Consider the following 20,877-nt stretch of genomic DNA (forward strand, 5'->3'; position numbering starts at 1 on the left):
TTCTTCGGGTCGAGGGCGTACAGCGGCTTATAGGGCGGAAGGAACTCGTCCACCATCTTCTGGTCCAATAGCTCTACGGGCTCGTACGTATGGGTGATGAGGAAACCGTCCAGGTTGACCATGACGGGCAGGAGCACCCGGTGGTCCTCGCCGATCTTGTAGGCCTGGACGATCATGTCCGCGGCCTCCTGGCTATCTTCGGCCCAGAGCTGGATCCAGCCGTTATCCCTCGCCGATATGGCGTCCTGGTGGTCGTTCCAGATCGACAGCGGCGCCGATACGGCGCGGTTGGCCATGGCGATGACGCAGGGCAGGCGTAAGCCGGCAATCGCAAACAATACCTCGTACATCAGTACGGCGCCCTGGCTCGACGTGGCGCTGAACGAGCGCGCCCCGGCGGCCTCGGCCCCCTGGATCATGGAAGCGGCCGAGAACTCGCTCTCGGTCCTCACGTACTCGCAATTCTGCAGGTCCCCGTCGGCGATCATCTGGGAGATGTCCTCCACGATGTGCGTCTGGGGGGTGATCGGGTAAGCGGACACCACGGCTGGCCGGCAGGCCTTCGCCGCCTCCGCCACCGCCATGGAGCCTTCGATGACTGCCATTTTTCCGGCCATTACTTTTCCTCCTTTTCCATGTTAATTGCATCCACGGGGCACTCGAACGCGCAGACGCCGCAGCCCTTACAGTAATCGTAATCCACACAGAATTTCTTTTTCTTGCCGTCGTGGGCGCACTCGTATGGCGCCCCGTCCGGGCACGAGTCTGCACAGCGCTTACAGCCGATGCACTTCTCGTGGTCGATGACGGCCCGGAAGGTCCTCCAGCCGCCCGTGTGATAATTCAAAGTACCGCCCGGCTTGCCCACCAGGCCGACCGTTAATCGATCTCTCTTGACCATGACCTCACCTGCTCATGAGCTCGTAGGCCTTTTTCACGGCCTCGACGTTCTTTTCCCCGATCTTTCCCGGGAAGCGGTCCTTGACGGCCTTGTTGACCGACTCCAGCCGGATCTGGCCCGTGGCGCCCGCGAAAGCGCCTAGCAGCGCCGTATTCACGATGGGCTTGCCTATTATGCTGATGGCGAGCGTGGTGGCGTCGATGGTCTTGACCTTCGCCGGGGTGCTCAGCTTTAGCTCCTCCGGCGCCTTCTCAGTGTTAATTATAACGAGCCCGTCTTTCTTCATGCCACTGGCCACGTCGACGCCCGGCAATAAAGAAGGGTCCTGCACGATGACGTAGTCCGGCTCGTAGATCTGGCTTCTCACCCGTATTTTCTTGTCGGATATCCGCGCGAACGCCGTCACGGGGGCGCCTCGCCTTTCCGTTCCGAAGTAGGGGAAGGCCTGGCTCCATTTGCCGTCCTCGAAGGCGGCGACCGCTATGAGCTCGGCCGCAGTGACGGATCCCTGACCGCCGCGCCCGTGTATTCGAATCTCTTTCAACTTCCGTCCTCCGTATGTAGCTAGATATGAAAGTTCTTAATGATTTTACATGTACAATATCTCTACGCCTAAATAAGCCTTGTGAGATTATCGACAACTGTTAATTAATTTCAGCTGCTTTTTGGACAACTCTATCATAAAAGTATAAAAAAATAATAGGCTATAATGAGCTTGACGTTTTGTTTTTTTCAAGTAAAAAAGCGAACACGGGCGTAATATGACCATGAGTGTATTATTGGTGCCTGTATTCGTCATTTGACGATGGAATTAATATGAACTTTACTACCTGTTGCTACCTGACACTCGATGGTCAGGCAGTCTGGCAGACGAACGATGGTCAGGCACCCATCTTTTTTTATTAAGACTATAGGGGACTCCGCTTCGCTTCGCTGGACAAGAGCGCTCCGTGCGGCTTCGTGAGACCCCCAAGCTTAAAATATGCTCGCAATACTATTTCTTGCTCACGAGTTCTACGGCCTTTTCCATGCTTAGCCGGCTGTGGCGATAGCCATAGCCAAAATAGATGATGAGCCCGAAGCAGAACCAGAGCAGGAACCGTATCCAGGTGGCCTGGGGCAGCATGAGCATGAGGATGGCGCACATGATGACGGCGAGCGGCGCCACGATATGTATGGCGGGGGCCCTGAAGGGCCTGGGCAGGTCCGGCAGCTTATAGCGCAGGACTAAGACGCCGATGGCCGAGAGGATGAAGGCAAAGAGCGTGCCGATATTGACCAGCTCCGCTAAAATCTGTATCGGCACCAGCCCGGCCACTATCGCAGCCATGCACGCCGATACGAGCGTGACCATATAGGGCGTGCCATACTTCGGGTGGAGCTTGCTGACCCAGTCGGGCAGGAAACCGTCCCGGGACATGGCGAACACTATCCTGGTCTGGCCGTACATCATGACGAGCAAAACCGTGGTGATCCCCGCGATCGCGCCGACGGCTATGATGGCCGAGCCGAGACGGTAGCCGACCGCCGATAGCGCGTAGGCGACCGGGTCCGAGACGTTTAATTGATCATAGGGCACCAGGCCGGTGAGCAGGCCGGACACGGCCACATATAGAACGGTACAGATCAATAGCGAGCCGATGATGCCGACGGGCAGGGACCTGCCCGGGTTATTGCTTTCCTCGGCCGTAGTCGACATGGCGTCGAACCCTAAGAAGGCCGTAAAAATGATGGCCGCGCCCGCCATCACGCCCTGGAACCCGTACGGCAGGAACGGCGTCCAGTTGGCGGGATTTACCTTTGGCGCGGCAAGGATGATGAAGATGAAGATGACGGCCAGCTTTACGAAGACTATGATCCGGTTTACGGTCGCGCTCTCCTTCGTGCCCCGTATCAGTAAAAACCCGATAAGAAGGGGTATGAACATCGCCGGCAGGTTGACCAGGCCCCCCGTTTCCGGCGACGATATCAGGTACTGGGGAATGTTGATGCCCCCTGAATTGAGGATGCTCACCATGTACCCTGACCAGCCCGAGGAGACCATGCAGACGGAGAAAAAGTATTCCAGGATGAGGTCCCATCCCACGACCCAGGCGACGATCTCGCCCAGCGCGGCATAGGTATACGTATACGTGCTCCCCGCCACGGGGACCATGGAGGCCAGTTCCGAGTAGATGAGGGCGACCAGTACGCAGGCAATAGCGCTGATGATAAAAGAAAGAACGATGCCCGGCCCGGCATAATTTGCCGCAGCTACGCCGGTCAGGACGAAGATGCCGGCGCCGATGATGGCGCCGATGCCCATGAGCATAATGTCCAGCGTATTCAGGGTCTTCTTTAAGCCCTTCTTATCTGCCATTTCCTTAAGCTGGTCGACGCTTTTAGTCCTGAAGAGCTCTGCGATGAAGGGTAACAAGGCAACCTAATTAGTGGTTTTTTCCATTTGCTATATTTAGCTTATCATATATTCGTCAAACTATCCTGATAGATAAAGAAATCAGGCGACATCCACAGGAAAACGAACGATTAAAACTATTTATGATAAGTAGTGTCGGAGGGGGGATCCGAACCCCCGACCTCCGGATGTCTCAGGTTATGGCATTGTTATAATACCCTATGAGTCCGACGCCCTAACCAGACTAGGCCACTCCGACATCACGATTTGGCATGCTAATGAGTATATCAAATGATATAACTTTTACGGTTTCCGCATGCGGCTACTTTTTCCTTTCGAGGCGCTCGACACGGTCCTCGTAGCCGATATAGACTACGTCGGCGTTGGTAAAAATCCCGTGCTCCACCAGGCCGGGTATCTGCGAGAGCTTCTCGGCGAGCAGGGCCGGCTTGTTGATGGGGCCGAAGTCGCAGTCCATGATGAAGTTGCCGTTATCCGAAATGACCGGGCCGTCCTTGCCAGATCCCGTCCTTATCGTGCACTTGCCGCCCAGGGCCTCGATCTTCTTCTCCACGAGCCTGCGGGCGTACGGTAAAACTTCAACGGGCACGCTCCGGCTGAGCACGTCCTTCAGCTTATTGCCGTCGATGACAACGGCGAACATTTTCGAAGAGCAGGAGACGACCTTCTCTCTCGTATGGGCCGCTCCGCCGCCCTTGATGACGTTCAAAGCAGAATCCACCTGGTCGGCGCCGTCGATGTCGACGTCCAGCCCGGGGCACTCGGCGAGCGTCGAAAGTGGAATGCCGCACTCGATGGCCAGCGCCTCGGCCGCGTACGACGTGGGCACGCCCACGATGTCCAGGCCCTCTTCGACCCTCCGGCCCAGCTCTCGTATCGCGTAGGCCGTGGTAGAGCCCGTCCCCAGGCCCACCGCCATCCCATCCTCCACCAGCTCGCACGCCTTCACGGCCGCGTTCTTTCTCGCCAGGTCGCTGCCCGAATGGTCCTTCATACGAGAACATAATCGCCGGATAAATGAAAAAACCTTGCGGTTTCACCACAATGGTCACGATGGCTTTTATTTTCACCACAGCGGTTCACAGTGGCCACAGAGGATTCTATTTTATTCACCATAGTGGTCCACAGAGGCCACAGTGGTCTTTTTAATATTATCAGAGGCATCACAGAGGTAGACTGAGCCCGAACAACGGGCGGGGTCTGCGAGGGGCGAAGCGAAGCGAAGTCCCCTTCAGCATATAAAAATCCTCTGTGGCCACTGTGGACCACTGTGGTGAAAACAGAATCCTCTGTGGCCTCTGTGGTGAGCCCACTGTGCACCGGTGGTTACCCGCCGGAGACTGGCGGGAAGATTGCGAGCTCATCGCCGTCTTTTAACTTATCCGCGGGCTCGGCCTTCCTGCCGTTGACGAGAACGTTGACGTAAGGCTTAAGGCCGCCCTCGTGGAGCATGAGCGGGCCCAGGGACGGATAGAGAGATATCAAGGCGAGCACTGCTGCCATCACGTTATCGCCGTTCATCGATAGAGACACGTCCTTCTTTCCCACCGCCTCGCGAAAGTTCGCGAACAGTCTCACGCTTATCTTCATGATTTTACCCAAAGGCAGCGTCAGGATATAAATTTTATCAGCGGTCCCCGACCTGTTTTTGGAGGCTGGCATACTGGTCCATGAGCGCCTTCAGATCCAGGGAGCCGGTGACGTCCACGACTCCGATGGCGGCCACGGCTTTACCGCCCGACTGGATGGGGGTGACGATGACGGGAATCCCCCTGTAGACGCCTGAAGCGGGCTGCACTCTGATCGTCTTATTCTCGGCCATGGCCCGTTCCAGCACCGGGCCGGTATAGCTCTTCGATACGACCTTGTCGTCCTCGACTCTGACGCCGGGCTTATTCTTGCTGCGTGCGGTGACCGGGAGGCCGAACAGGCGGTGGACGCTGAGGGCGACCTCGGCGAGGTCGTCGGCGGATGAATCTTCCGTGATACAGATGCGCTGCATAATTAGAGTTACTGTCGCCGTAAAATAAAACGTTTATCTACGGGCTCCCAGCCGCCCACCTGTCGCTCGACCCGCTCTTGGTCGGCGATGAACAGCTCCAGGGACAGTATGCCCAGCGTGTCGATGATTCCGATGGCCGCGATACGCTGGCCTACGGTGTTCAGGATTGCCGAGGCGAACATGTTGGCGCCCATGTGCTTCCCCTCGTTAAGGTAGATCTGGCGTATCTCGTCGCCCGAGAACATCGATTCAAGGTGCATGCATTCCCTCGCCGCGATGATGAACTCGCCACCGTCGATGAGCACGCCGGTGGAGTTCCTGGTCTTGACCGCGACGGGCATCCTGCCGATCATGTTATGCACCGAGAGGGCGAACAATGCCAGGTCCTCGATGGATGAATCCGACGAAATTATGGGCATCATCATAAATATTAATGTATTTACATAAAAATAAATACGATTGAACGAAACTAACTGGCTTTAATATATTTAAAAGGTCATAATTAAGCATGACAATAAATGTCATAGATGAAAACATCGTGATGCGAGGCGACGGAAAAACTTTAATAGTAACTAATCGTTCTGCTATCGATGGCACCGGACATAGCGTTCAGCAGCACACTTTTCATTCACGCGCTCGTCGGAGTATTCGTCATTGTCAACCCTTTCGGCAACGTGCCTATCTTCATCTCGCTTACCCAGAAGTTCACGCCCGTCGAGCGCCGGAACGCCATAGTCAAGTCAGTGGTCATCGCCACGGCGATACTTCTCGTCTTCGCCTTGATAGGCAAGGTCTTATTCGACTTCCTTAACGTGACCATAGACTCGCTGCGGATCGCGGGCGGCTTACTTCTACTGGCTATCGCCTTCGACATGCTCATGGGGCGCAGCCCCGCATCACGGATCGAGCCCGACGAGGAGAGGGAATCCGTGGCCGTGACCCCCATGGCTACGCCGCTGCTGGCCGGGCCAGGCGCCATGACAACGGTCATGATCCTCATGAACGAGGCTGATACGCCCGTATTAAAAGGTTCCATCCTGCTCGCCATACTGCTTGCCATGGGCGCCACGCTACTCATTCTAATAAACTGTGACTGGGTGTATAGTGCCATAAAAAAGGACGGTGCCAGGGTGCTCACGAAGATCATGGGTATCGTGCTCGCCACCATCGCCGTGGAAATGATCGTCAATGGCGTGCTTCACGCTTTCCCGGCCTTGGGAGTCTAGGTCTGGCGTGTAGAGCAAATAATTTAAATATCCTATAATAAAAATAATAGGGCGACAAGATTAGACTATTGGATGGAATGTTTAATAGTTACCTGTATATTTGCTCAAAGAGGTAGAATATTTATATTGGCATTCCCATCTAGAAGGCAATAATCATATTGACACAGGAGAGGGGGCATCATTGCTAAAGGTCGCTATCGTAGACGATGAGCCGGATCTGCAACGCCTGTATAAGCTAGCCCTGGCCTCCCGCGGATACGACGTCGCCTTTATCGCCAACGACGGCACCGACGCCGTGGAGAAAAACCTCGCCGGCCCGGCCGATATCATCATCATGGACCACCGCATGCCCACGAAGAACGGCATCGAGGCGACGAGGGAGATACTGTCCGAGTTTCCGAATACGGGCATCATCTTCGTCTCCGCCGACGAGGCCGTGGAGAAAGAGGCGAAGGAAGCGGGCGCAAAGCGCTTTTTAAAGAAGCCCATATCCCTTAAGGACCTCATAAAAAATATCGAAGATGTCGCCCAGGAGCTGGGCATACAGTCCGCTTTAGCGGATTAGGCCGCCCAGCGAGGCGGTCGTGACGTTTCTCGCGTACCTGGCCAAATAGCCCTTTAACTGTTTCTTTTTAGGCTCGAACCCCTTCTTTCTAGCCGCAGCCTCTTCCGGCGAAAGCCGCACGTCAATCCTCTTGCCCGGTATGTCGATGGCGATGACGTCGCCGTCACGGAGCAGGCCGATCATGCCGCCGTCGGCGGCCTCGGGCGTGACATGGCCGATGCAGGGGCCCCTCGTCCCTCCGGAAAAGCGGCCGTCGGTGACCAGGGCGACCGACTCGGCCAGGCCCATTCCGGCGATGGCCGACGTGGGGCTGAGCATCTCCGGCATGCCGGGGCCTCCCCGGGGGCCGACGTACCGGATGACGACCACGTCGCCCGGCCTGATCTGGCGGGCCTGGATGGCGTCGTTGCAGGCGTCCTCGGAGTCGAAGACCCTCGCCTTCCCCGTGAACTTCAGCATTTTCTCGCTCACGGCGCCGCTCTTGACCACTGCGCCCTCCGGCGCCAGGCTGCCGTACATGACCGTGATCCCCCCCGTCTTATGCACGGGCGAATCCAGCGGACGGATGATCTCGCTGTTGAGCGCCTTCGCGGCCCTGGCGATGGCCAGGAGCGAAGTACCGTTAACCGTGGGCGTATCATGGAGCATGCCCGCCAGGCGGTTTAGGATGGCCGGAATGCCCCCCGCCTCGTCCAGGTCCTTCATGGAATAGGGCCCCGCCGGCCCCATATGGCAAATGTGCGGGGTCTCGCCGCTGATGCGGTCGAAGTCGTTTAATTCTAGAGTGACGTTCCCCTCGATGGCGATGGCCATGAGGTGTAAAACCGTATTCGTAGAGCCGCCGATGGCCTGGTCGACCCGGATGGCGTTGATAAAAGACTCACGGGAGACGATGTCAAGGGGCCTGATGCCCTTATTCACAAGCTCGACCACGCGCCGGCCGCTCTCCAGAGCGATCCTCGATTTTGCGGCGCTGGTCGCGTGGGCGGTGGCGCATCCCGTGAGCGACAGGCCCAGCGCCTCGGCCATGCAGGCCATGGTGTTCGCCGTGTAAAGGCCCTGGCAGCTGCCGCAGCCGGGGCAGCAGGCGTCCTCGATGCGCTTGAGCTCCGCTTCAGTCATCTTCCCGGCCTGGAAGCTGCCGATGCCCTCAAAAGACGAGATGAGCGTGAGGTCCCTGCCGTCGAGCCGGCCCGGCTCCATGGGCCCGCCCGTTACGACCACGCAGGGTATGTTGATGCGGAGGGCGGCCATGAGCATTCCCGGCACGATCTTGTCGCAGGTGCCCAGCATTACGATGCCGTCCAGGCGGTGCGACTCGGTCATGAGCTCGATGGAGTCGGCGATGATCTCCCGGGACGGGAGCGAGTAGAACATGCCCTCGTGGCCCATGGCGATGCCGTCGCAGATGCCGATCACGCCGAACTCGAAGGGTACGCCACCGGCCTCCCGGATGCCCTGCTTTATTTTTTCCGCCAGCTCGCGCAGGTGCTTGTGGCCGGGGACGATGTCGTTCCAGGCGTTGGCCACGCCGATGAACGGCTTATCGAAATCCCTGTCGGTCAAGCCGACCGCCTTCAGGAGCGCCCTGTGGGGCGTCCTGGCGATGCCTTTCTTTACCGTATCGCTCCTCATACTATAGTCTCACTGAACCCGTATCTGGCATGTTATGTTAAATATATTGCCGTACCTGTAAGGTTTTCTATATAAAAGTCGCGGCATCCGATAAACTTTGCGCGAGCCTTAAAAACCCGAAAGGCCAATATGAGGCTGATGGCCGAAAGATGCTCCGTGGATATTTACCTGTACAGGGCTGCCCTCTTCGACATGGACGGCGTGATCACGGACACCATGCCCCTTCACTATGAGTCCTGGAAGCGCGCCTTTGCCCGGGCGGGCATAAACGTGGAAAAGATGGACATTTACCTGCGGGAGGGCATGACATCGACGGCCATGGCGAAGGAGATCGCCACCGCGAAAGGAAAGGCTCTGCCGGTGGACGAGATCGGGCGGGTGGTCGACGAGAAGACGAAGCTTTTCGGCGAGCTGGTCAAGGAGTATGGCCGGGCATACGATTGCGTGAAAGAGACGCTCCGAATGCTCCGGAACAATGGCATCGCACTGGCTCTGGTGACCGGGAGCAGGCGGGAGTCCGTGGACGCGGTTCTGAAAAAAGTCGGCCTGGAGGGCGAGTTCGACATCATCGTAGGCGCCGAGGACGTCTCGAGCGGTAAGCCCGGGCCCGAGCCCTACAAGTCCGCCATGGATAAGCTCAATATGCCGGCGCTGGACTGCGTGGCCGTCGAGAACGCCCCGCTGGGCATAAGATCCGCTAAGGCGGCAAAAGTCGGCTACGTGATCGCCATAGCCTCGACCCTGGACCCGTCCTGCCTGCAGGAGGCGGACGAGGTCGACGCGTCTTTCTCGGAGCTGGAGCAGTGCTTTGCCCGGCGCTTCGAGATGCGGCCGGGCCGGGCCATCATGTGAGGCTATCTTAGGCCGGGGTACCGGGACGTATACATTTCCCGGAGCTTTCTGGCCTCGGACGCCTGCCCGACCTCCATGAGCGTCCCGTAAATGTTCTCGTAGGAGAACCGTATGCCGTTCCAGTAGCCCATCCGCTCCGAGTAGACCAGGCACGAGTTCAGTAGCCGGAGGGCGCCTCCTCCGTCGCCCGCATGGCGGTATAGCAGGCCCATGTTCCCAACGTGGTTGGCGATCCCCACGCTATTCTTCTGCCGGATGCAGGCCTTCAGCGCCTCCTTATAATAAATTTCTGCCTGCGGGTAGTTGCCGTGCGCCCGCGAGACGATGCCCATGTAGCTGTCCGCGAGCAGTTTACGATAAGCTTCCCGGGCCCCGCTCTTATTCCAGGCCGACCGGCTGACCTCCTGGAATTCGCTTTCAGCTTTTTCCATATCGCCGATGTTCACGGCACAGGCGCCCACGTTACAGCCGATGGCCATCACGTCCAGCGGGTCGTCGGCCCCGGGCCGGGCGGACTCGAAGTGCCGGATGGCGCCCTCGAAGTCCTCCTTTTCAAAACGCACGATGCCCGAGTAGAACGACGCCAGCGTCCTCAGGCGCCTGCCGGGCCTCGAGTCGTCAATGAGCCGGACCGCCGACTCCGGGTCTCCCCGCCGGAGGGCTATGCAGCCCTGGAGCATCCGCATGTATGCGAGCTGCTCCGCGTCGGGCGCCGCCTCCAGCGCCTCTTCCGTGTGAGAGCCGGCCTCGTCCAGCCGCTCCATATGTAAAAGGTTTAAGGCCATTATCGAGTGGAACTCGTACGCAAGAGGGCCTTTCGAAGGCTTCATGGCCGATAGCAGCTCCACGAGCCTTTCCGATGGCGACAAGTTGAAAAGGATGATGCCGATGGACAGCAGCATGTCGTCCCGCAGCGGGTGGGCGGATAGCGAGAGCCGGCGGGACAGGTCGTAGAGCCGGACGGCCTCCTCCCGCTTCTTATCCACGTCCAGGAAGCGCACGTAGCCGGGCGCCACAGCCATCTTATCCACCAGCTCGGCGAGGTAAAGCGCCTCGTCCTGGCCTATGGCACCCTCACGGGCGAGCTGGCCGGCCAACCGCTTCACGTGCTCCGGCATCGCCGACGGCACGGGCAGGCGGGCGATCTCCTCCAGCCCGGGCTCCCCGAAGTCGCGGCACGGGCCCATGGTCATCTCGGGTATTCTCTGCAGCATCAATAAAAAGTAAAATGCGTAGGTATAGCAGCCTTTGGCGTAAATATCACGGCGCAGGCGGGCCTATTTTACCGGAAAGCAGCATGTGGTCGGCAAGCACCAGCGCCGCCATGGCCTCGACCACAGGGACGATCCTTGGCACGATGGAGGGGTCGTGGCGCCCCCTGATAGTGATGACGGCGTCTTCCTTTGTTTCGACGTTCACAGTATGCTGGGGCTTCGATATCGACGGCGTCGGCTTGACGGCGACTTTACAAACGATCGGCATGCCCGTGCTGATGCCTCCCAGAATGCCTCCGGCATGATTCGTCCTCGTCTTAATGCCATTATCAATTAAAAACTCGTCGTTCATCTCGCTTCCCCTGAGCGAGGCAGCACCGAACCCGAGGCCGACCTCGACGCCCTTCACGGCCCCGATGCTCATCAGGGCGCCCGCCAGGTCGGCGTCCAGCTTCCCGAACACTGGCTCGCCCAGCCCCGCCGGCACTCCGATGGCGATAATCTCTACCGTGCCCCCGACGCTGTCGCCTTCGGCCTTTGCCATGCGGATGGCCTCCTCCATCTCTTTTTCGACGCTAAGGTCGGCGCACCGTACAGGGTTCGTATAGGTATTTTTTATGACGTCTTCCAGCGCGACCTCGCCGGCCCGTACATCATATATCGAGGTAGTGTGGGCGTAAACGTGCACGCCCTTGAGCGATAGCAGCTTTTTCGCGACGGCGCCTCCCATGACGCGGCCAGCAGTCTCACGGCCCGAGGAGCGCCCGCCTCCCCGATAATCTCTAAATCCGTACTTCGCCAGGTAGCCGTAGTCCGCGTGGCCCGGCCGGAGCAGGTCTTTTATTTCCAGGTATGCGGACGAGTCCGCGTCGACGTTGCGGACCATCATGGCGATGGGCATGCCCGTCGTCTTTCCCTCGAACACGCCCGAAAGGATCTCCACAAGGTCGGGCTCCGAGCGGCCCGATGTGACGGCGCTCTGCCCGGGCCTTCGCTTATCCATCTCCGCCTGAATGTCTCTGGCATCGAGGGCAAGCCCTGAGGGGCAGCCGTCCACGACCGCCCCGACGGCGGGCCCATGGCTTTCGCCGAACGTGGTGAGCCGGAGGCGCCGGCCGAACGAGTTCATGTCTCCACCTTCGCGCCGATGCGCCGGAGGTCGCCGAAAAAGCCGGGATAAGAGATATCGACCGACTCGGCCGTGGCAATGGACGTGGTCCCGGTAGCCATCAGGCCCGCGACCGCCAGCGCCATGACGATGCGATGATCATCGTAGCCGTCGACCTTCGCGCCCTTAAGCCTGCCGCCGCTGATCACGAGCCCGTCGGGCTCTTCGACGATGTCGGCGCCCATCTTTTGCAGCTCGGTCGTCATCGCGTGGAGCCGGTCCGTCTCCTTATACCGGACGTGTTCGGCGTTCGTGATATGCGTCGTGCCCTTCGCGCAGGCGGCCAGGACGGCCAGCGTGGGCACCAGGTCGGGCGTCGCCCCGACATCGACGTCGATGCCCTTCAGCTCGGCCTGCTCCACCGTGACCGTGCCCCTTTCAGTATCCCAGTAGACGTTCGCCCCCATGTCCAGAAGGCACTCCATGATGGCTGCGTCGCCCTGCTTCGACTCGAACAGGTTTGCGACGGTGACCTTGCCGGCCAGCGCCCCGGCAGCGAGCATATAGGACGCTGAAGAAAAATCGCCCGGAACGCGGTACGACTTGAGGTCGTACTCCTGGTCGCTCTCGATGTGGAACTCCTTAAAGTCGGTGGACACTTTGCCGCCCGCCTTCTCTATCATCTCCAGCGTGACCTCGACGTAGGGCTTTGACTTTAGCTGGCCGTTGATGTTGATGGTGGTGTCCCGCTTCGCGAATGGGCAGGAGATGAGCAATGATGAGATAAATTGGGAACTGATGCCCCCTTCGATGGATATTTCGCCGCCCTTCACGGGGCCCTGCACGACGATGGGCGCCCTGCCGTTATGGCGGGTGGAGAAACAGATGGCGCCGAGGTCGTTGAGAGCCTTGATGAGCGGCCCGCTTGGCCGGCTGCGAAGGGAGCTGTCACCCGTAAAGACGGTCGCGCCGTCCGCCAGCGCGGCCATTGACAGGCATAGCCTCAGCGTGGTGCCGCTGTTGGCGGCGTTTATGACGTCGTCGGGGACTCCTGGCTTTCCGATGACGCCGGCGATCTCGACGGAGTCGTCGGTTACGGACACTTCCGCGCCCATGGCCTTGCACGCGCCCACGGTGGCCAGGGTGTCGGCCGAGAGCAGCGGCTTCTCGATCTTCGAATAGCGCCCCAGGCTGCCGATGACGACGGCCCTGTGCGTATAGCTTTTAGACGGAGGCGCCTCGACCTCGCCCCAGACCTCGGACTTCTTGACCTTCGCTATCATAATACAATGTGCAATAATATACGCAGGCGTATAAAAAATAATCTGGTCGGGATAAAATCAAGGCGCCCGGCAAAGCCTTAATAGGGAGAAAGCATTAACATAATTGAAAGGTTGCCAACAGAAGGGTGCTTAATGCTCATCAGCAAGATCGAACTGGAGCTCGAAATGCTCGAACGGCATTTACTGATCTTAAAAGAAGTTATACGCGAGGAGCCGATCGGCATCATGAAGCTCGCGGAAACCACGGGCCTGCCCAAGCATAAGGTGCGCTATTCGCTGCGTGTCCTGGAGCACGAGGGCCTCATCGGGCCGTCCATGCACGGGGCGGTCACCACCGAAAAGACGAAACAGTTCGTGCAGACGCTAAGCGGCCGTATCGACTCGCTGGAAAAGAAAGTGGAAGAGATCAAGACGCTCAGCGGCGAGATATGACCTCGGACCGCATTGTTTTCATCGGCGCCGGCGGCGCCGGCCTCACGGCCGCTTTTACCATTGCCCGTAAGCGCCCCGACATCCCAATTACCCTTTTCTCAAAAGACCCCGTCGTAGCCTACAGCCAGTGCGGGATGCCCTTTGTCCTGGATAAAAAAATAGAGGGCTTCGATAAGCTTGTGTTGTATACGCCGGAGGTCTTCAAAGACCTGGGACTGGACGTGCGGACGAGCACCGCCGTTACGGGCATCGACCTGGATGCTAAGACGGTGACCATCGAGGGCGGCGAGACTATGGAGTATGGCAAGCTGGTCATCGCCACCGGCTCGGTACCCTTCGTTCCGCCCGTGCCGGGCGTCGGCCTGAAAGGCGTTTACCGATTGTTAAACCTGGATGATGGGCGAAAACTGGCGGAAGCGATGGATAATGTGGAGAGCGTCGTCATCATCGGCGGCGGCCCGATCGGCCTGGAAACGGCCCCGGCGTTCCTGGACAGGTTCATCGACGTCACCATCGTGGAGCGGATGCAGCAGCTCATGCCATCGGCCCTTGACCCCGACATGACCAAGATGCTAGAGGACCACCTGAAGGAGAAGGGCGCCGTGCTCATCACGGGCAAGGGCGTCGACTCCATCAACGGCGAGGATAAGGTCGAGTCCGTCAGCGTCGGCGGCGAAACCATCCATGCCGACATGGTGCTCCTGTCCGCAGGTGTGAAGCCGAATGTGGAGCTGGCGAAGAAGGCGGGCATCGACATAGGACCCGCGGGCGGCATCGACGTGGACGAGCACTTCCATGTCAAAAAGAACGGCAGGGCCTTAGAGGACGTTTATGCGGCGGGCGACTGCATCGAGGAGGTCAACGCCATCACCAACAGAAAGGTCGTCTGTGCCATCGGCACGGTCGCCAACCGGCAGGCTGGATTCTTAGCGGACGAGCTCATGGGCATCGGCGTGCCCTATGGCCAGGTCCTCTGCCCGGCGATCACTATCGTCGGCGACCTGCAGATCGGCTCTGTCGGCCTGACCACGAGAGGATGCGAAATGGCTGGCATCAAGCCCGTATCGTTCAAGGCGAAAAGCAATACCAGGGCCCGGTATTATCCCGAAGGCAAACATCTCGACATTAAATTAATAGCCGACGGGCAGCGCATCGTCGGCGCCCAATTGATCGGAAAAGAGGGGGTCCATGGGCGCATCAACGAGCTCACGCTGGCCATCCACAAGAAGATGACGCCGGCTGAGCTTGCCGCCGTCGAGACCTGCTACGCCCCGCCCGTATCGCCCATGATAGACCCGATAACGTATACGGCTGAAATGCTCTCGCTCCGGTGTAAAAAGCTTAAAAAGTGATTGTCAGGGCTGACGCCTTCCCCGGATGGCGTCCATGTGCTCGATCCTTTTTCTGATGAGCGTCTCTTTGCCGATGTCGTGACGGCAGTGGAATTCGCCCTTAACGTTCGAGAGGCCCATCTCCGCCAGCATTTCAGCCTCGTCGATGGTGTCGGCGACGCCCACGACGGCCAGCGACCTGGAAGACGTCGTGTACACATTGCCATCCCGCTCGTTCACGCTCGCATAATAGACCTTATACTCCGGCTTCTCCGTGACCGTCAGCGGCGAATCCTTCTGAGGGTTGTCCGGATATCCCTTCGGCACCACGTACTTGCAGACGGTAGCGCTTCGCTCGAACTCGATATTCATCTTATCCAGCGAGCCGTCGATCATGGCCTGGCATATATCCACGAAGTCGGTCTTTAATAAAGTCAATACGTTCATGGCCTCGGGGTCGCCGAAGCGGGCGTTGTACTCGATGACCTTCATGCCATCGGCGGTGATCATGAACTGGCCATAGAGCGCACCCTTGTAGACGATGCCCATCTCCTTTTTCAAGGCTTCGATGGTCGCTTTCATGATCTCTACGCCTTCGTCGTAGTCCTCCATGAACATGAAGGGCAGCAGCTCGGTGTGGTCCGTATAGGAGCCCATGCCGCCGGTGTTGGGGCCTTTATCGTCCTCGTAGGCCCGCTTATGGTCCTGGACCGTGGGCATCGGCGCGACGTTCTTGCCGTCGACGAACGCCTGGATGGTGACCTCTTCGCCCTCCAGCCGGTCCTCGATTACGACTTTGCCGCTCTTCAAGACTTCCTCAATGTAAGCCTTCCCTTCCTGAAGCGTTTTCAGGTGCTCGCCCATCACCTTGACGCCCTTACCGCCCGTGAGGCCCGCGGGCTTGATGACGCTGTCCGGGAACTCCTCTAAATAGCGGTAGGCGTCGCCCGCATCGTCGTAAGCCTTGAAGCGGGGCACGCCCTTTATGCCGTTCCGGGCCATGAAGGTCCGCGTCCAGGCCTTATCGAACTCCAGGCGGGCCGCGTCGCGCAGCGGGCTGGCGGCAGGTATGCCCTTGTCGTAAAGGGCGTCCACGAGGCCCGCGGCCAGCGGGGCCTCCGGCCCGACGACCGCGAAGTCGACGCCTTTTTCCTCGGCGTACTGGACGATGGCGGCCACGTCGATCTCCTTGGTAAAAAGATGATCTGCCGCTTTCCGCCTGATCCCCGGGTTCAGGTTACCCATTGCAGCAAAAATCTTGGGCTTATACGCGCTTCGCGAGAGCGCATCCACGATGGCGTTCTCCCTGCCGCCCGAACCGACTACCAGGACCTTCATTCGCATCAACCCACGGGGCTGCGCGTCTCAATGCGGCCCCGGTTTATAATTTTAATTGTGGGGTATGGTTAATAAGCTTATTGAGAGCTCTGGCAACAAACGATTTATCATCGGGCCGCCATATGATAAACGGGGAGTCATGAGCGTGGGTCCGTGCGATGTGGCGAATTCTCCTGAGAGAAAACGCGTCTTTATCAGCTACGGCCACGACGAGCTCTCCTCCCTGGCGAAGAGGATCAAAAAAGACCTCGAGGCGCGGGGCCACGAGGTGTGGTTCGACGAGGACCGCATCCCCGCCGGTGCCGACTGGGAACAGAACATCGAAGGGGGCATCGACTGGGCCTCGGAAGGCGATAATGGCCGGATAATCCTGCTCATGACGCCCTATTCGGTGAGACGACCCGACGGCTATTGCCTGAATGAGGTGGCGCGGGCCGTCCAGAAGAACATAAAGATCATACCCGTCATGCTCGTCTGGTGCGAGCCGCCGCTTTCGATCTGTCGGATCCAGTGGCTGGACATGCAGGACTGCGTGCCCCTGGAGGAGCGGCAGGAGCGCTATGAAGCCAAGTTCCATATCCTTGCAGACGCCCTGGAAAAGGACCGCATCGACTTCGAGGGCTTTCAGGCACAGCTGTTCGTCGCGTTAAATCCCCTGTCGTTCGACGCCGAGATCCGCCAGAACCTGGACCGGTTCACGGGGCGGGAATGGGTCATACGGGAGATCGACCGGTGGCTGGCCACAAACGGCTCACGGGTCTTCTGGATCGCCGGCAGCCCCGGCGTCGGCAAGACCGCCATTTCCACCTGGCTCTGCGCCAACCGGCGGGAGATCGCGGCCTTTCACTTCTGCCGCTACGATAACGTCCAGAAGATCGACCCCAGGCGCTGCGTCACGTCCATCGCCTACCAGCTCAGCACTCAGCTGCCGGAATACGCGGAACGGCTAAAGCGGGTCAAGCTGGAGGGCCTGGGCGACCTCAACGCCAGGACGCTCTTCGACCAGCTTATCGTCCAGCCGCTGACCGTCATACCGAAACCCGAGAGGAGCGTTTTGATCCTGATCGACGCGCTGGATGAGGCCACGGCCGGTGGCAAGAATCAGCTGGCGGACTTCATCGCCTCGGAGTTCGAGAGGACGCCCGAATGGCTCAACCTCATCGTCACGAGTCGGCCCGATCCCGAGATCACCGGCACACTCCAGGCTTATTCCCCGTATATACTGGATATCTCGGACACCCGGAACATCGAAGACCTGCGCCGTTTTCTCACGGCGGAGCTGGCAAAGCCCGGGGGGCCGGTGCCGGAGGCCACCATCGACGCCATCCTGGAGAAAAGCGGCGGTTTATTCCTCTATGCCGAGTGGATCGTCCGCGAGCTGGCAGGCGGGCGCCTTTCGCTGGAGAAGCCGGGCGAATTCCCCCGGGGGCTGGGGGGAATATATCTTAAATTTTTTGAGCGCCAGTTCCCCGATATCGGCGAGTGGGACGTGAAGATCCGCCCTGGACTGGAAGCCTTATCCGCCCTCCAGGAGCCGTTAAGCCTGCGGACCCTGACGGCCATGTTTGGCTGGAGCATCCACGACGAGCGGAAATTCCGCATGTCCCTGGGCTCCCTCTTCCAGTTCGACCGGGGCATGATCCAGCCCTTCCACAAGTCCGTAATGGAATGGCTGACGAACGAGGATAAGAGCGACCCATATTTTATCAGCACCCTTGAAGGCCACCGCATCCTGGCAGACTACGGGTGGAAGCTCTATCGCCGGGGGCCGGAATCCTGGTCGCCGTACCTTGTCATGTACCTGGCCACCCACCTGTGCATGGCGGAAAAAATACCGGAGCTAAGGGAAGCGCTGGGGAACCTGAAGTTTATCCGGTCCATGTGGGAGAAAGACCGCTTCAATGTCCTGCGGCAGTGGACGCTCATCGAGGAACGGTCCGGCCTGCGGATGGCGGAAACCTACCGGCCGGTGATCGATTCGCCGGAGGCCGTAGACGTGGAGGACGTCTTCTTCGTGGCCAATCTCCTGATGAAGGCCTTCAACCTGGACGAGGCGCTGAAACTGTGGGTGTACCTCGTCCGGTACTACCGCGACCGTGCCGATAAAGTGGGATTACAGCGGTGCCTCGGGAACGAGGCCTGGATCCGCATCGTGAGGAGCGAATACGCTGAAGCCATGGAAATCCTGCGGGAGCAGGAGAGGATCTGCCGGGAAACCGGAAACCTGGAGGGCCTCCAGTTCTCGCTCCTATACCAGGCCAGTATATTGCACTATACGGATGACTTTGACCGGGCCATGAAATTGCTGAAGGAGCAGGAAAAAATATGCCGGGAGACCGGCAACCTGGACGGCCTCCAGGAATCGCTCAGCCTTCAGGGCCTCGTGCACCGGGTCAAGGGTGAATTCAATGATACGATGGCGCTGGTCAAGGAGCGGGAGAGGATCTGCCGGGAAACGGGGAACATCGATGGCATCCAGTCCTCGCTGGTGGACCAGGCCCTGATCTTACGGGCCTGGGGAGACCTGGACGGCTCCTTGAAATTATTGGGGGAGGCCGAGGCCATTTCCCGGAGGATCGGCAACAAGGACGCGATCCAGTCCATTATCGGCGCGAGGGCCATCATTTACCGCTGGCGGGGCGACCTGGACAGGGCCATGGCCCTGGCGAAGGAGCAGGGTAGGATTTCCCGCGAGCTGGGTAACATGTTCAGCCTCGGCGAGAGCCTGGCGGAACAGGGCGTTATTCTCTACCTGATGGGGGACCAGGATGGCGCTATTAAAGTATTTAACGAAAAGGAAGCTATGAGCCACAGGCTCAACGACCGCTTTGGCCTCCAGAATAGTTACGGCGTCAAAGCAGACATTTATCGTGATCGGGGCGACCTGAGGCGGGCGCTCGAGCTCCACCTGGAGGAAGAGCGCATCTGCCGGGAGATCGGCCACCGACGGGACCAGGCCGTATCTCAGAGCCACCGCGCTGAGATCCTGCGGCTGATGGGCGACCTGGACGGCGCCCTGGCCCTCCATAAAGAAGCCGAGCGCACTTTCCGGGATATAGGCTATAGGTATGGCCTGCAGGAATGCCTGGGCTTCGAGGCGATGACGCTCCTGGAAATGGGCGACCCCGGAGGCGCCCTGGCCTTGCTAATGGAACAGGAGAGAATATGCCGCGAGATGGGCGTGAAACTCGACCTCAGGAAGTGCCTGGATAATCAGAAGATCGTGGCAGGGGAAAAGGATCTAGTCCCTGGATGATCCCTTTATTATTCCGGGCTCAGGGCTTATAGCCGAGCAGTTCGCACGCCTTGACGAGTGAAAGGACGCTTATGCCTTCCTTTTCGAGGTTCTCGCGCCCGCCCTCTTCCCGGTCCACGATACAGACCACGGAATCGACGACAAGCCCGGCATCCCTTAAAGTGTGGATCGCTCCGAGCGCTCCCTTCGCCGTGGTGACCACGTCCTCCACGACGAAGACTTTCTCGCCCTTCTCGTAGACTCCTTCGATCAATTTGTTGGTGCCATATCCCTTCTGTGCCTTACGCACGATGACGAACGGCATGCCGCTCTTCACGCTGGCGATGGCCGCCAGCGGAATGGAGCCGATCTCGATGCCCGCGAGCTTCTGCGTGCCCGGCGGTATCATCCCGGCGATGCGTTCCCCGATGGCCTCCAGGCACAGCGGGTTTGTCTCAAAGACGTACTTATCGACGTAATACTTGCTCTTCCGGCCCGAAGAGAGGGTAAAATCGCCGAACCTCACGGCACCGGTCCGCTTAAGCATTTCTACCAGCCGAGTATCCACGAGTATCACCATGGCACGTTTTTTTTGCCGATCTTGAAGCCTATGAAGTTGGTCGTAAGGTGCAGTACGGGCGTTATCACGAGGACCGTAACGATGATGTCGAGCGTGAAGCTAGAGAAGAACCACGACGGGTCCAGGAGCAGCGTCAGCACCCACGCCCCCGCCACGAAGTCGAGCTGGTCGGCGATGGGCATCATGGCGCCCTGCTGGTAGCCGAGGCGGCGCTTGAAGAAGCTCTTCACCATGTCCCCCAATAACGCGCCCACGGGCATTGTGAACAGCGACACATACGAGATATTCATGAGCATATCTGCGCTCACATAGGACGCCAGATAGGGCGCGATATACGGGGCGATCAGGATCTGCAGCAGGCCCACGAGGGTCCCGCAGAGTGAGCCTAAAATGAAGCCCCGGATGGTCTTGCCGTCTCCGAGGATGCGCTTATTATCCGTAAAGTTCCGGCCCTGGTCGATGGGCTTCCCGCCCCCGAGGAGAGCAGCCGCCGGGTTTGCGATGTACGCCGGCATCATGAGCCATAGGGCCATTATTATGAGTTCGATCATTTTTCGCCTCGGGACGGGTTTCTACAAGAAATGGCTTATCTTTCTATATCAAGGTTTTTGTGGTATCACCACGGCGGCACGGAGGCACCACGGAGGGCACGGCTTATTATTCACCACGGCGACACGGCGAACACGGCGCTTTTTTATGATCGGCACGGCGACACCACGGCGACACGGTTTCCTGATAATATTATTAAGCAGGGGGTCT

Annotated in this window: 20 protein-coding genes, 1 tRNA gene and 1 pseudogene; 6 read left to right on the forward strand and 16 right to left on the reverse strand. The window is 58.9% G+C overall.

The genetic code is table 11. The features are described 5' to 3' along the window. The 9 genes and pseudogenes from porA to VMC84_RS07575 form a co-directional block, all read right to left on the reverse strand. Positions 1–617, reverse strand: a pseudogene (gene porA / locus VMC84_RS07535) (pyruvate ferredoxin oxidoreductase); the annotation flags it as partial. Then, the gene (locus VMC84_RS07540) at positions 617–901 is read right to left on the reverse strand and encodes a 4Fe-4S binding protein (protein ID WP_325379367.1); all 285 of its coding nucleotides are present in this window, start codon (positions 899–901) and stop codon (positions 617–619) included. The pseudogene porA and the gene VMC84_RS07540, both read right to left, overlap by 1 nt. Positions 902–905: 4 nt before the next feature. Continuing rightward, positions 906–1,445: a pyruvate ferredoxin oxidoreductase subunit gamma gene (locus VMC84_RS07545; RefSeq protein WP_325379368.1), complete on the reverse strand. Its 540-nt coding sequence runs from the start codon at positions 1,443–1,445 to the stop codon at positions 906–908. A 450-nt stretch (positions 1,446–1,895) separates the two neighbouring features. Next, positions 1,896–3,260: an amino acid permease gene (locus VMC84_RS07550; protein WP_349256756.1), complete on the reverse strand. Its 1,365-nt coding sequence runs from the start codon at positions 3,258–3,260 to the stop codon at positions 1,896–1,898. Positions 3,261–3,450: 190 nt separating this feature from the next. Further along, positions 3,451–3,555 (reverse strand) — tRNA-Met (locus VMC84_RS07555). 63 nt (positions 3,556–3,618) lie between these two features. Next, positions 3,619–4,311 carry a ribose-5-phosphate isomerase RpiA gene (gene rpiA, locus VMC84_RS07560; RefSeq protein ID WP_325379370.1) on the reverse strand — a complete coding sequence of 231 codons (693 nt, stop codon included), beginning with the start codon at positions 4,309–4,311 and terminating at the stop codon, positions 3,619–3,621. 332 nt (positions 4,312–4,643) lie between these two features. Then, positions 4,644–4,907 carry a ubiquitin-like small modifier protein 1 gene (locus VMC84_RS07565; protein ID WP_325379371.1) on the reverse strand — a complete coding sequence of 88 codons (264 nt, stop codon included), beginning with the start codon at positions 4,905–4,907 and terminating at the stop codon, positions 4,644–4,646. A gap of 37 nt (positions 4,908–4,944) precedes the next feature. Next, positions 4,945–5,319 (reverse strand): DUF2111 domain-containing protein, encoded by a 375-nt coding sequence (locus VMC84_RS07570; protein ID WP_325379372.1) that lies wholly within the window; start codon positions 5,317–5,319, stop codon positions 4,945–4,947. Between the two features lie 8 nt (positions 5,320–5,327). Further along, a complete protein-coding gene (locus tag VMC84_RS07575; protein WP_325379373.1) occupies positions 5,328–5,744 on the reverse strand; it encodes a DUF2111 domain-containing protein in 417 nt (138 codons plus the stop codon). Positions 5,745–5,909: 165 nt separating this feature from the next. Between VMC84_RS07575 and VMC84_RS07580 the strand changes: the two genes are divergently transcribed. Continuing rightward, positions 5,910–6,545 (forward strand): MarC family protein, encoded by a 636-nt coding sequence (locus VMC84_RS07580; protein ID WP_325379374.1) that lies wholly within the window; start codon positions 5,910–5,912, stop codon positions 6,543–6,545. A gap of 181 nt (positions 6,546–6,726) precedes the next feature. Further along, positions 6,727–7,110 (forward strand): response regulator transcription factor, encoded by a 384-nt coding sequence (locus VMC84_RS07585; RefSeq protein WP_325379375.1) that lies wholly within the window; start codon positions 6,727–6,729, stop codon positions 7,108–7,110. Here the strand turns inward: VMC84_RS07585 and ilvD are convergent. Next, complete coding sequence (gene ilvD, locus VMC84_RS07590; RefSeq protein WP_325379376.1) at positions 7,099–8,745, reverse strand: dihydroxy-acid dehydratase; 1,647 nt, start codon at positions 8,743–8,745, stop codon at positions 7,099–7,101. The two genes, VMC84_RS07585 and ilvD, sit on opposite strands and share 12 nt — an antisense overlap. A 138-nt stretch (positions 8,746–8,883) precedes the next feature. Between ilvD and VMC84_RS07595 the strand changes: the two genes are divergently transcribed. Beyond that, positions 8,884–9,597 carry an HAD family phosphatase gene (locus VMC84_RS07595; RefSeq protein ID WP_325379377.1) on the forward strand — a complete coding sequence of 238 codons (714 nt, stop codon included), beginning with the start codon at positions 8,884–8,886 and terminating at the stop codon, positions 9,595–9,597. 2 nt (positions 9,598–9,599) lie between these two features. On the opposite strand, the gene VMC84_RS07600 is transcribed toward VMC84_RS07595, so the two are convergent. From VMC84_RS07600 to aroA, 3 genes are read right to left on the reverse strand one after another with little or no spacing between them, the layout of a single operon-like run. Beyond that, a complete protein-coding gene (locus VMC84_RS07600) occupies positions 9,600–10,811 on the reverse strand; it encodes a hypothetical protein (protein ID WP_325379378.1) in 1,212 nt (403 codons plus the stop codon). A 46-nt stretch (positions 10,812–10,857) separates the two neighbouring features. After that, positions 10,858–11,940 (reverse strand): chorismate synthase, encoded by a 1,083-nt coding sequence (gene aroC, locus VMC84_RS07605; protein WP_325379379.1) that lies wholly within the window; start codon positions 11,938–11,940, stop codon positions 10,858–10,860. Continuing rightward, positions 11,937–13,202, reverse strand: coding sequence for a 3-phosphoshikimate 1-carboxyvinyltransferase (gene aroA, locus VMC84_RS07610; protein ID WP_325379380.1), 1,266 nt, complete (start codon positions 13,200–13,202; stop codon positions 11,937–11,939). Before aroA ends, aroC begins: the two co-directional genes overlap by 4 nt. Before the next feature lie 132 nt (positions 13,203–13,334). On the opposite strand from aroA, the gene VMC84_RS07615 reads away from it, so the two are divergent. Further along, positions 13,335–13,634: a hypothetical protein gene (locus VMC84_RS07615; protein WP_325379381.1), complete on the forward strand. Its 300-nt coding sequence runs from the start codon at positions 13,335–13,337 to the stop codon at positions 13,632–13,634. Beyond that, positions 13,631–14,986, forward strand: coding sequence for an FAD-dependent oxidoreductase (locus VMC84_RS07620; RefSeq protein ID WP_325379382.1), 1,356 nt, complete (start codon positions 13,631–13,633; stop codon positions 14,984–14,986). Before VMC84_RS07615 ends, VMC84_RS07620 begins: the two co-directional genes overlap by 4 nt. A gap of 3 nt (positions 14,987–14,989) precedes the next feature. Here VMC84_RS07620 and purD read toward each other — a convergent pair whose 3' ends face one another. Then, the gene (gene purD / locus VMC84_RS07625; RefSeq protein ID WP_349256757.1) at positions 14,990–16,303 is read right to left on the reverse strand and encodes a phosphoribosylamine--glycine ligase; all 1,314 of its coding nucleotides are present in this window, start codon (positions 16,301–16,303) and stop codon (positions 14,990–14,992) included. 139 nt (positions 16,304–16,442) lie between these two features. On the opposite strand from purD, the gene VMC84_RS07630 reads away from it, so the two are divergent. Further along, positions 16,443–19,559: a TIR domain-containing protein gene (locus tag VMC84_RS07630; protein WP_325379384.1), complete on the forward strand. Its 3,117-nt coding sequence runs from the start codon at positions 16,443–16,445 to the stop codon at positions 19,557–19,559. Between the two features lie 19 nt (positions 19,560–19,578). On the opposite strand, the gene pyrE is transcribed toward VMC84_RS07630, so the two are convergent. Both pyrE and VMC84_RS07640 read right to left on the reverse strand, forming a co-directional pair. After that, positions 19,579–20,106 (reverse strand): orotate phosphoribosyltransferase, encoded by a 528-nt coding sequence (pyrE, locus tag VMC84_RS07635; protein ID WP_325379385.1) that lies wholly within the window; start codon positions 20,104–20,106, stop codon positions 19,579–19,581. Between the two features lie 5 nt (positions 20,107–20,111). After that, entirely contained in the window at positions 20,112–20,636 is a 525-nt protein-coding gene (locus tag VMC84_RS07640; protein WP_349256758.1) for a CDP-2,3-bis-(O-geranylgeranyl)-sn-glycerol synthase, read from the reverse strand. Positions 20,637–20,877: the final 241 nt, after the last annotated feature.

It is taken from the genome of Methanocella sp. (genome assembly GCF_035506375.1).
Classification (GTDB): Archaea; Halobacteriota; Methanocellia; order Methanocellales; family Methanocellaceae; genus Methanocella.

What these genes read in the sequence shown, in the direction of transcription:
- VMC84_RS07540 (WP_325379367.1), bottom strand. Translation starts at nt 901, where the DNA reads ATGGTCAAGAGAGATCGATTAACGGTCGGCCTGGTGGGCAAGCCGGGC.
- VMC84_RS07550 (WP_349256756.1), bottom strand. Translation starts at nt 3,260, where the DNA reads ATGGCAGATAAGAAGGGCTTAAAGAAGACCCTGAATACGCTGGACATT.
- rpiA (WP_325379370.1), bottom strand. Translation starts at nt 4,311, where the DNA reads ATGAAGGACCATTCGGGCAGCGACCTGGCGAGAAAGAACGCGGCCGTG.
- VMC84_RS07565 (WP_325379371.1), bottom strand. Translation starts at nt 4,907, where the DNA reads ATGAAGATAAGCGTGAGACTGTTCGCGAACTTTCGCGAGGCGGTGGGA.
- VMC84_RS07570 (WP_325379372.1), bottom strand. Translation starts at nt 5,319, where the DNA reads ATGCAGCGCATCTGTATCACGGAAGATTCATCCGCCGACGACCTCGCC.
- VMC84_RS07575 (WP_325379373.1), bottom strand. Translation starts at nt 5,744, where the DNA reads ATGATGATGCCCATAATTTCGTCGGATTCATCCATCGAGGACCTGGCA.
- VMC84_RS07580 (WP_325379374.1), top strand. Translation starts at nt 5,910, where the DNA reads ATGGCACCGGACATAGCGTTCAGCAGCACACTTTTCATTCACGCGCTC.
- ilvD (WP_325379376.1), bottom strand. Translation starts at nt 8,745, where the DNA reads ATGAGGAGCGATACGGTAAAGAAAGGCATCGCCAGGACGCCCCACAGG.
- VMC84_RS07595 (WP_325379377.1), top strand. Translation starts at nt 8,884, where the DNA reads ATGGCCGAAAGATGCTCCGTGGATATTTACCTGTACAGGGCTGCCCTC.
- VMC84_RS07600 (WP_325379378.1), bottom strand. Translation starts at nt 10,811, where the DNA reads ATGCTGCAGAGAATACCCGAGATGACCATGGGCCCGTGCCGCGACTTC.
- aroC (WP_325379379.1), bottom strand. Translation starts at nt 11,940, where the DNA reads ATGAACTCGTTCGGCCGGCGCCTCCGGCTCACCACGTTCGGCGAAAGC.
- aroA (WP_325379380.1), bottom strand. Translation starts at nt 13,202, where the DNA reads ATGATAGCGAAGGTCAAGAAGTCCGAGGTCTGGGGCGAGGTCGAGGCG.
- VMC84_RS07615 (WP_325379381.1), top strand. Translation starts at nt 13,335, where the DNA reads ATGCTCATCAGCAAGATCGAACTGGAGCTCGAAATGCTCGAACGGCAT.
- VMC84_RS07620 (WP_325379382.1), top strand. Translation starts at nt 13,631, where the DNA reads ATGACCTCGGACCGCATTGTTTTCATCGGCGCCGGCGGCGCCGGCCTC.
- purD (WP_349256757.1), bottom strand. Translation starts at nt 16,303, where the DNA reads ATGAAGGTCCTGGTAGTCGGTTCGGGCGGCAGGGAGAACGCCATCGTG.
- VMC84_RS07630 (WP_325379384.1), top strand. Translation starts at nt 16,443, where the DNA reads ATGAGCGTGGGTCCGTGCGATGTGGCGAATTCTCCTGAGAGAAAACGC.
- VMC84_RS07640 (WP_349256758.1), bottom strand. Translation starts at nt 20,636, where the DNA reads ATGATGCCGGCGTACATCGCAAACCCGGCGGCTGCTCTCCTCGGGGGC.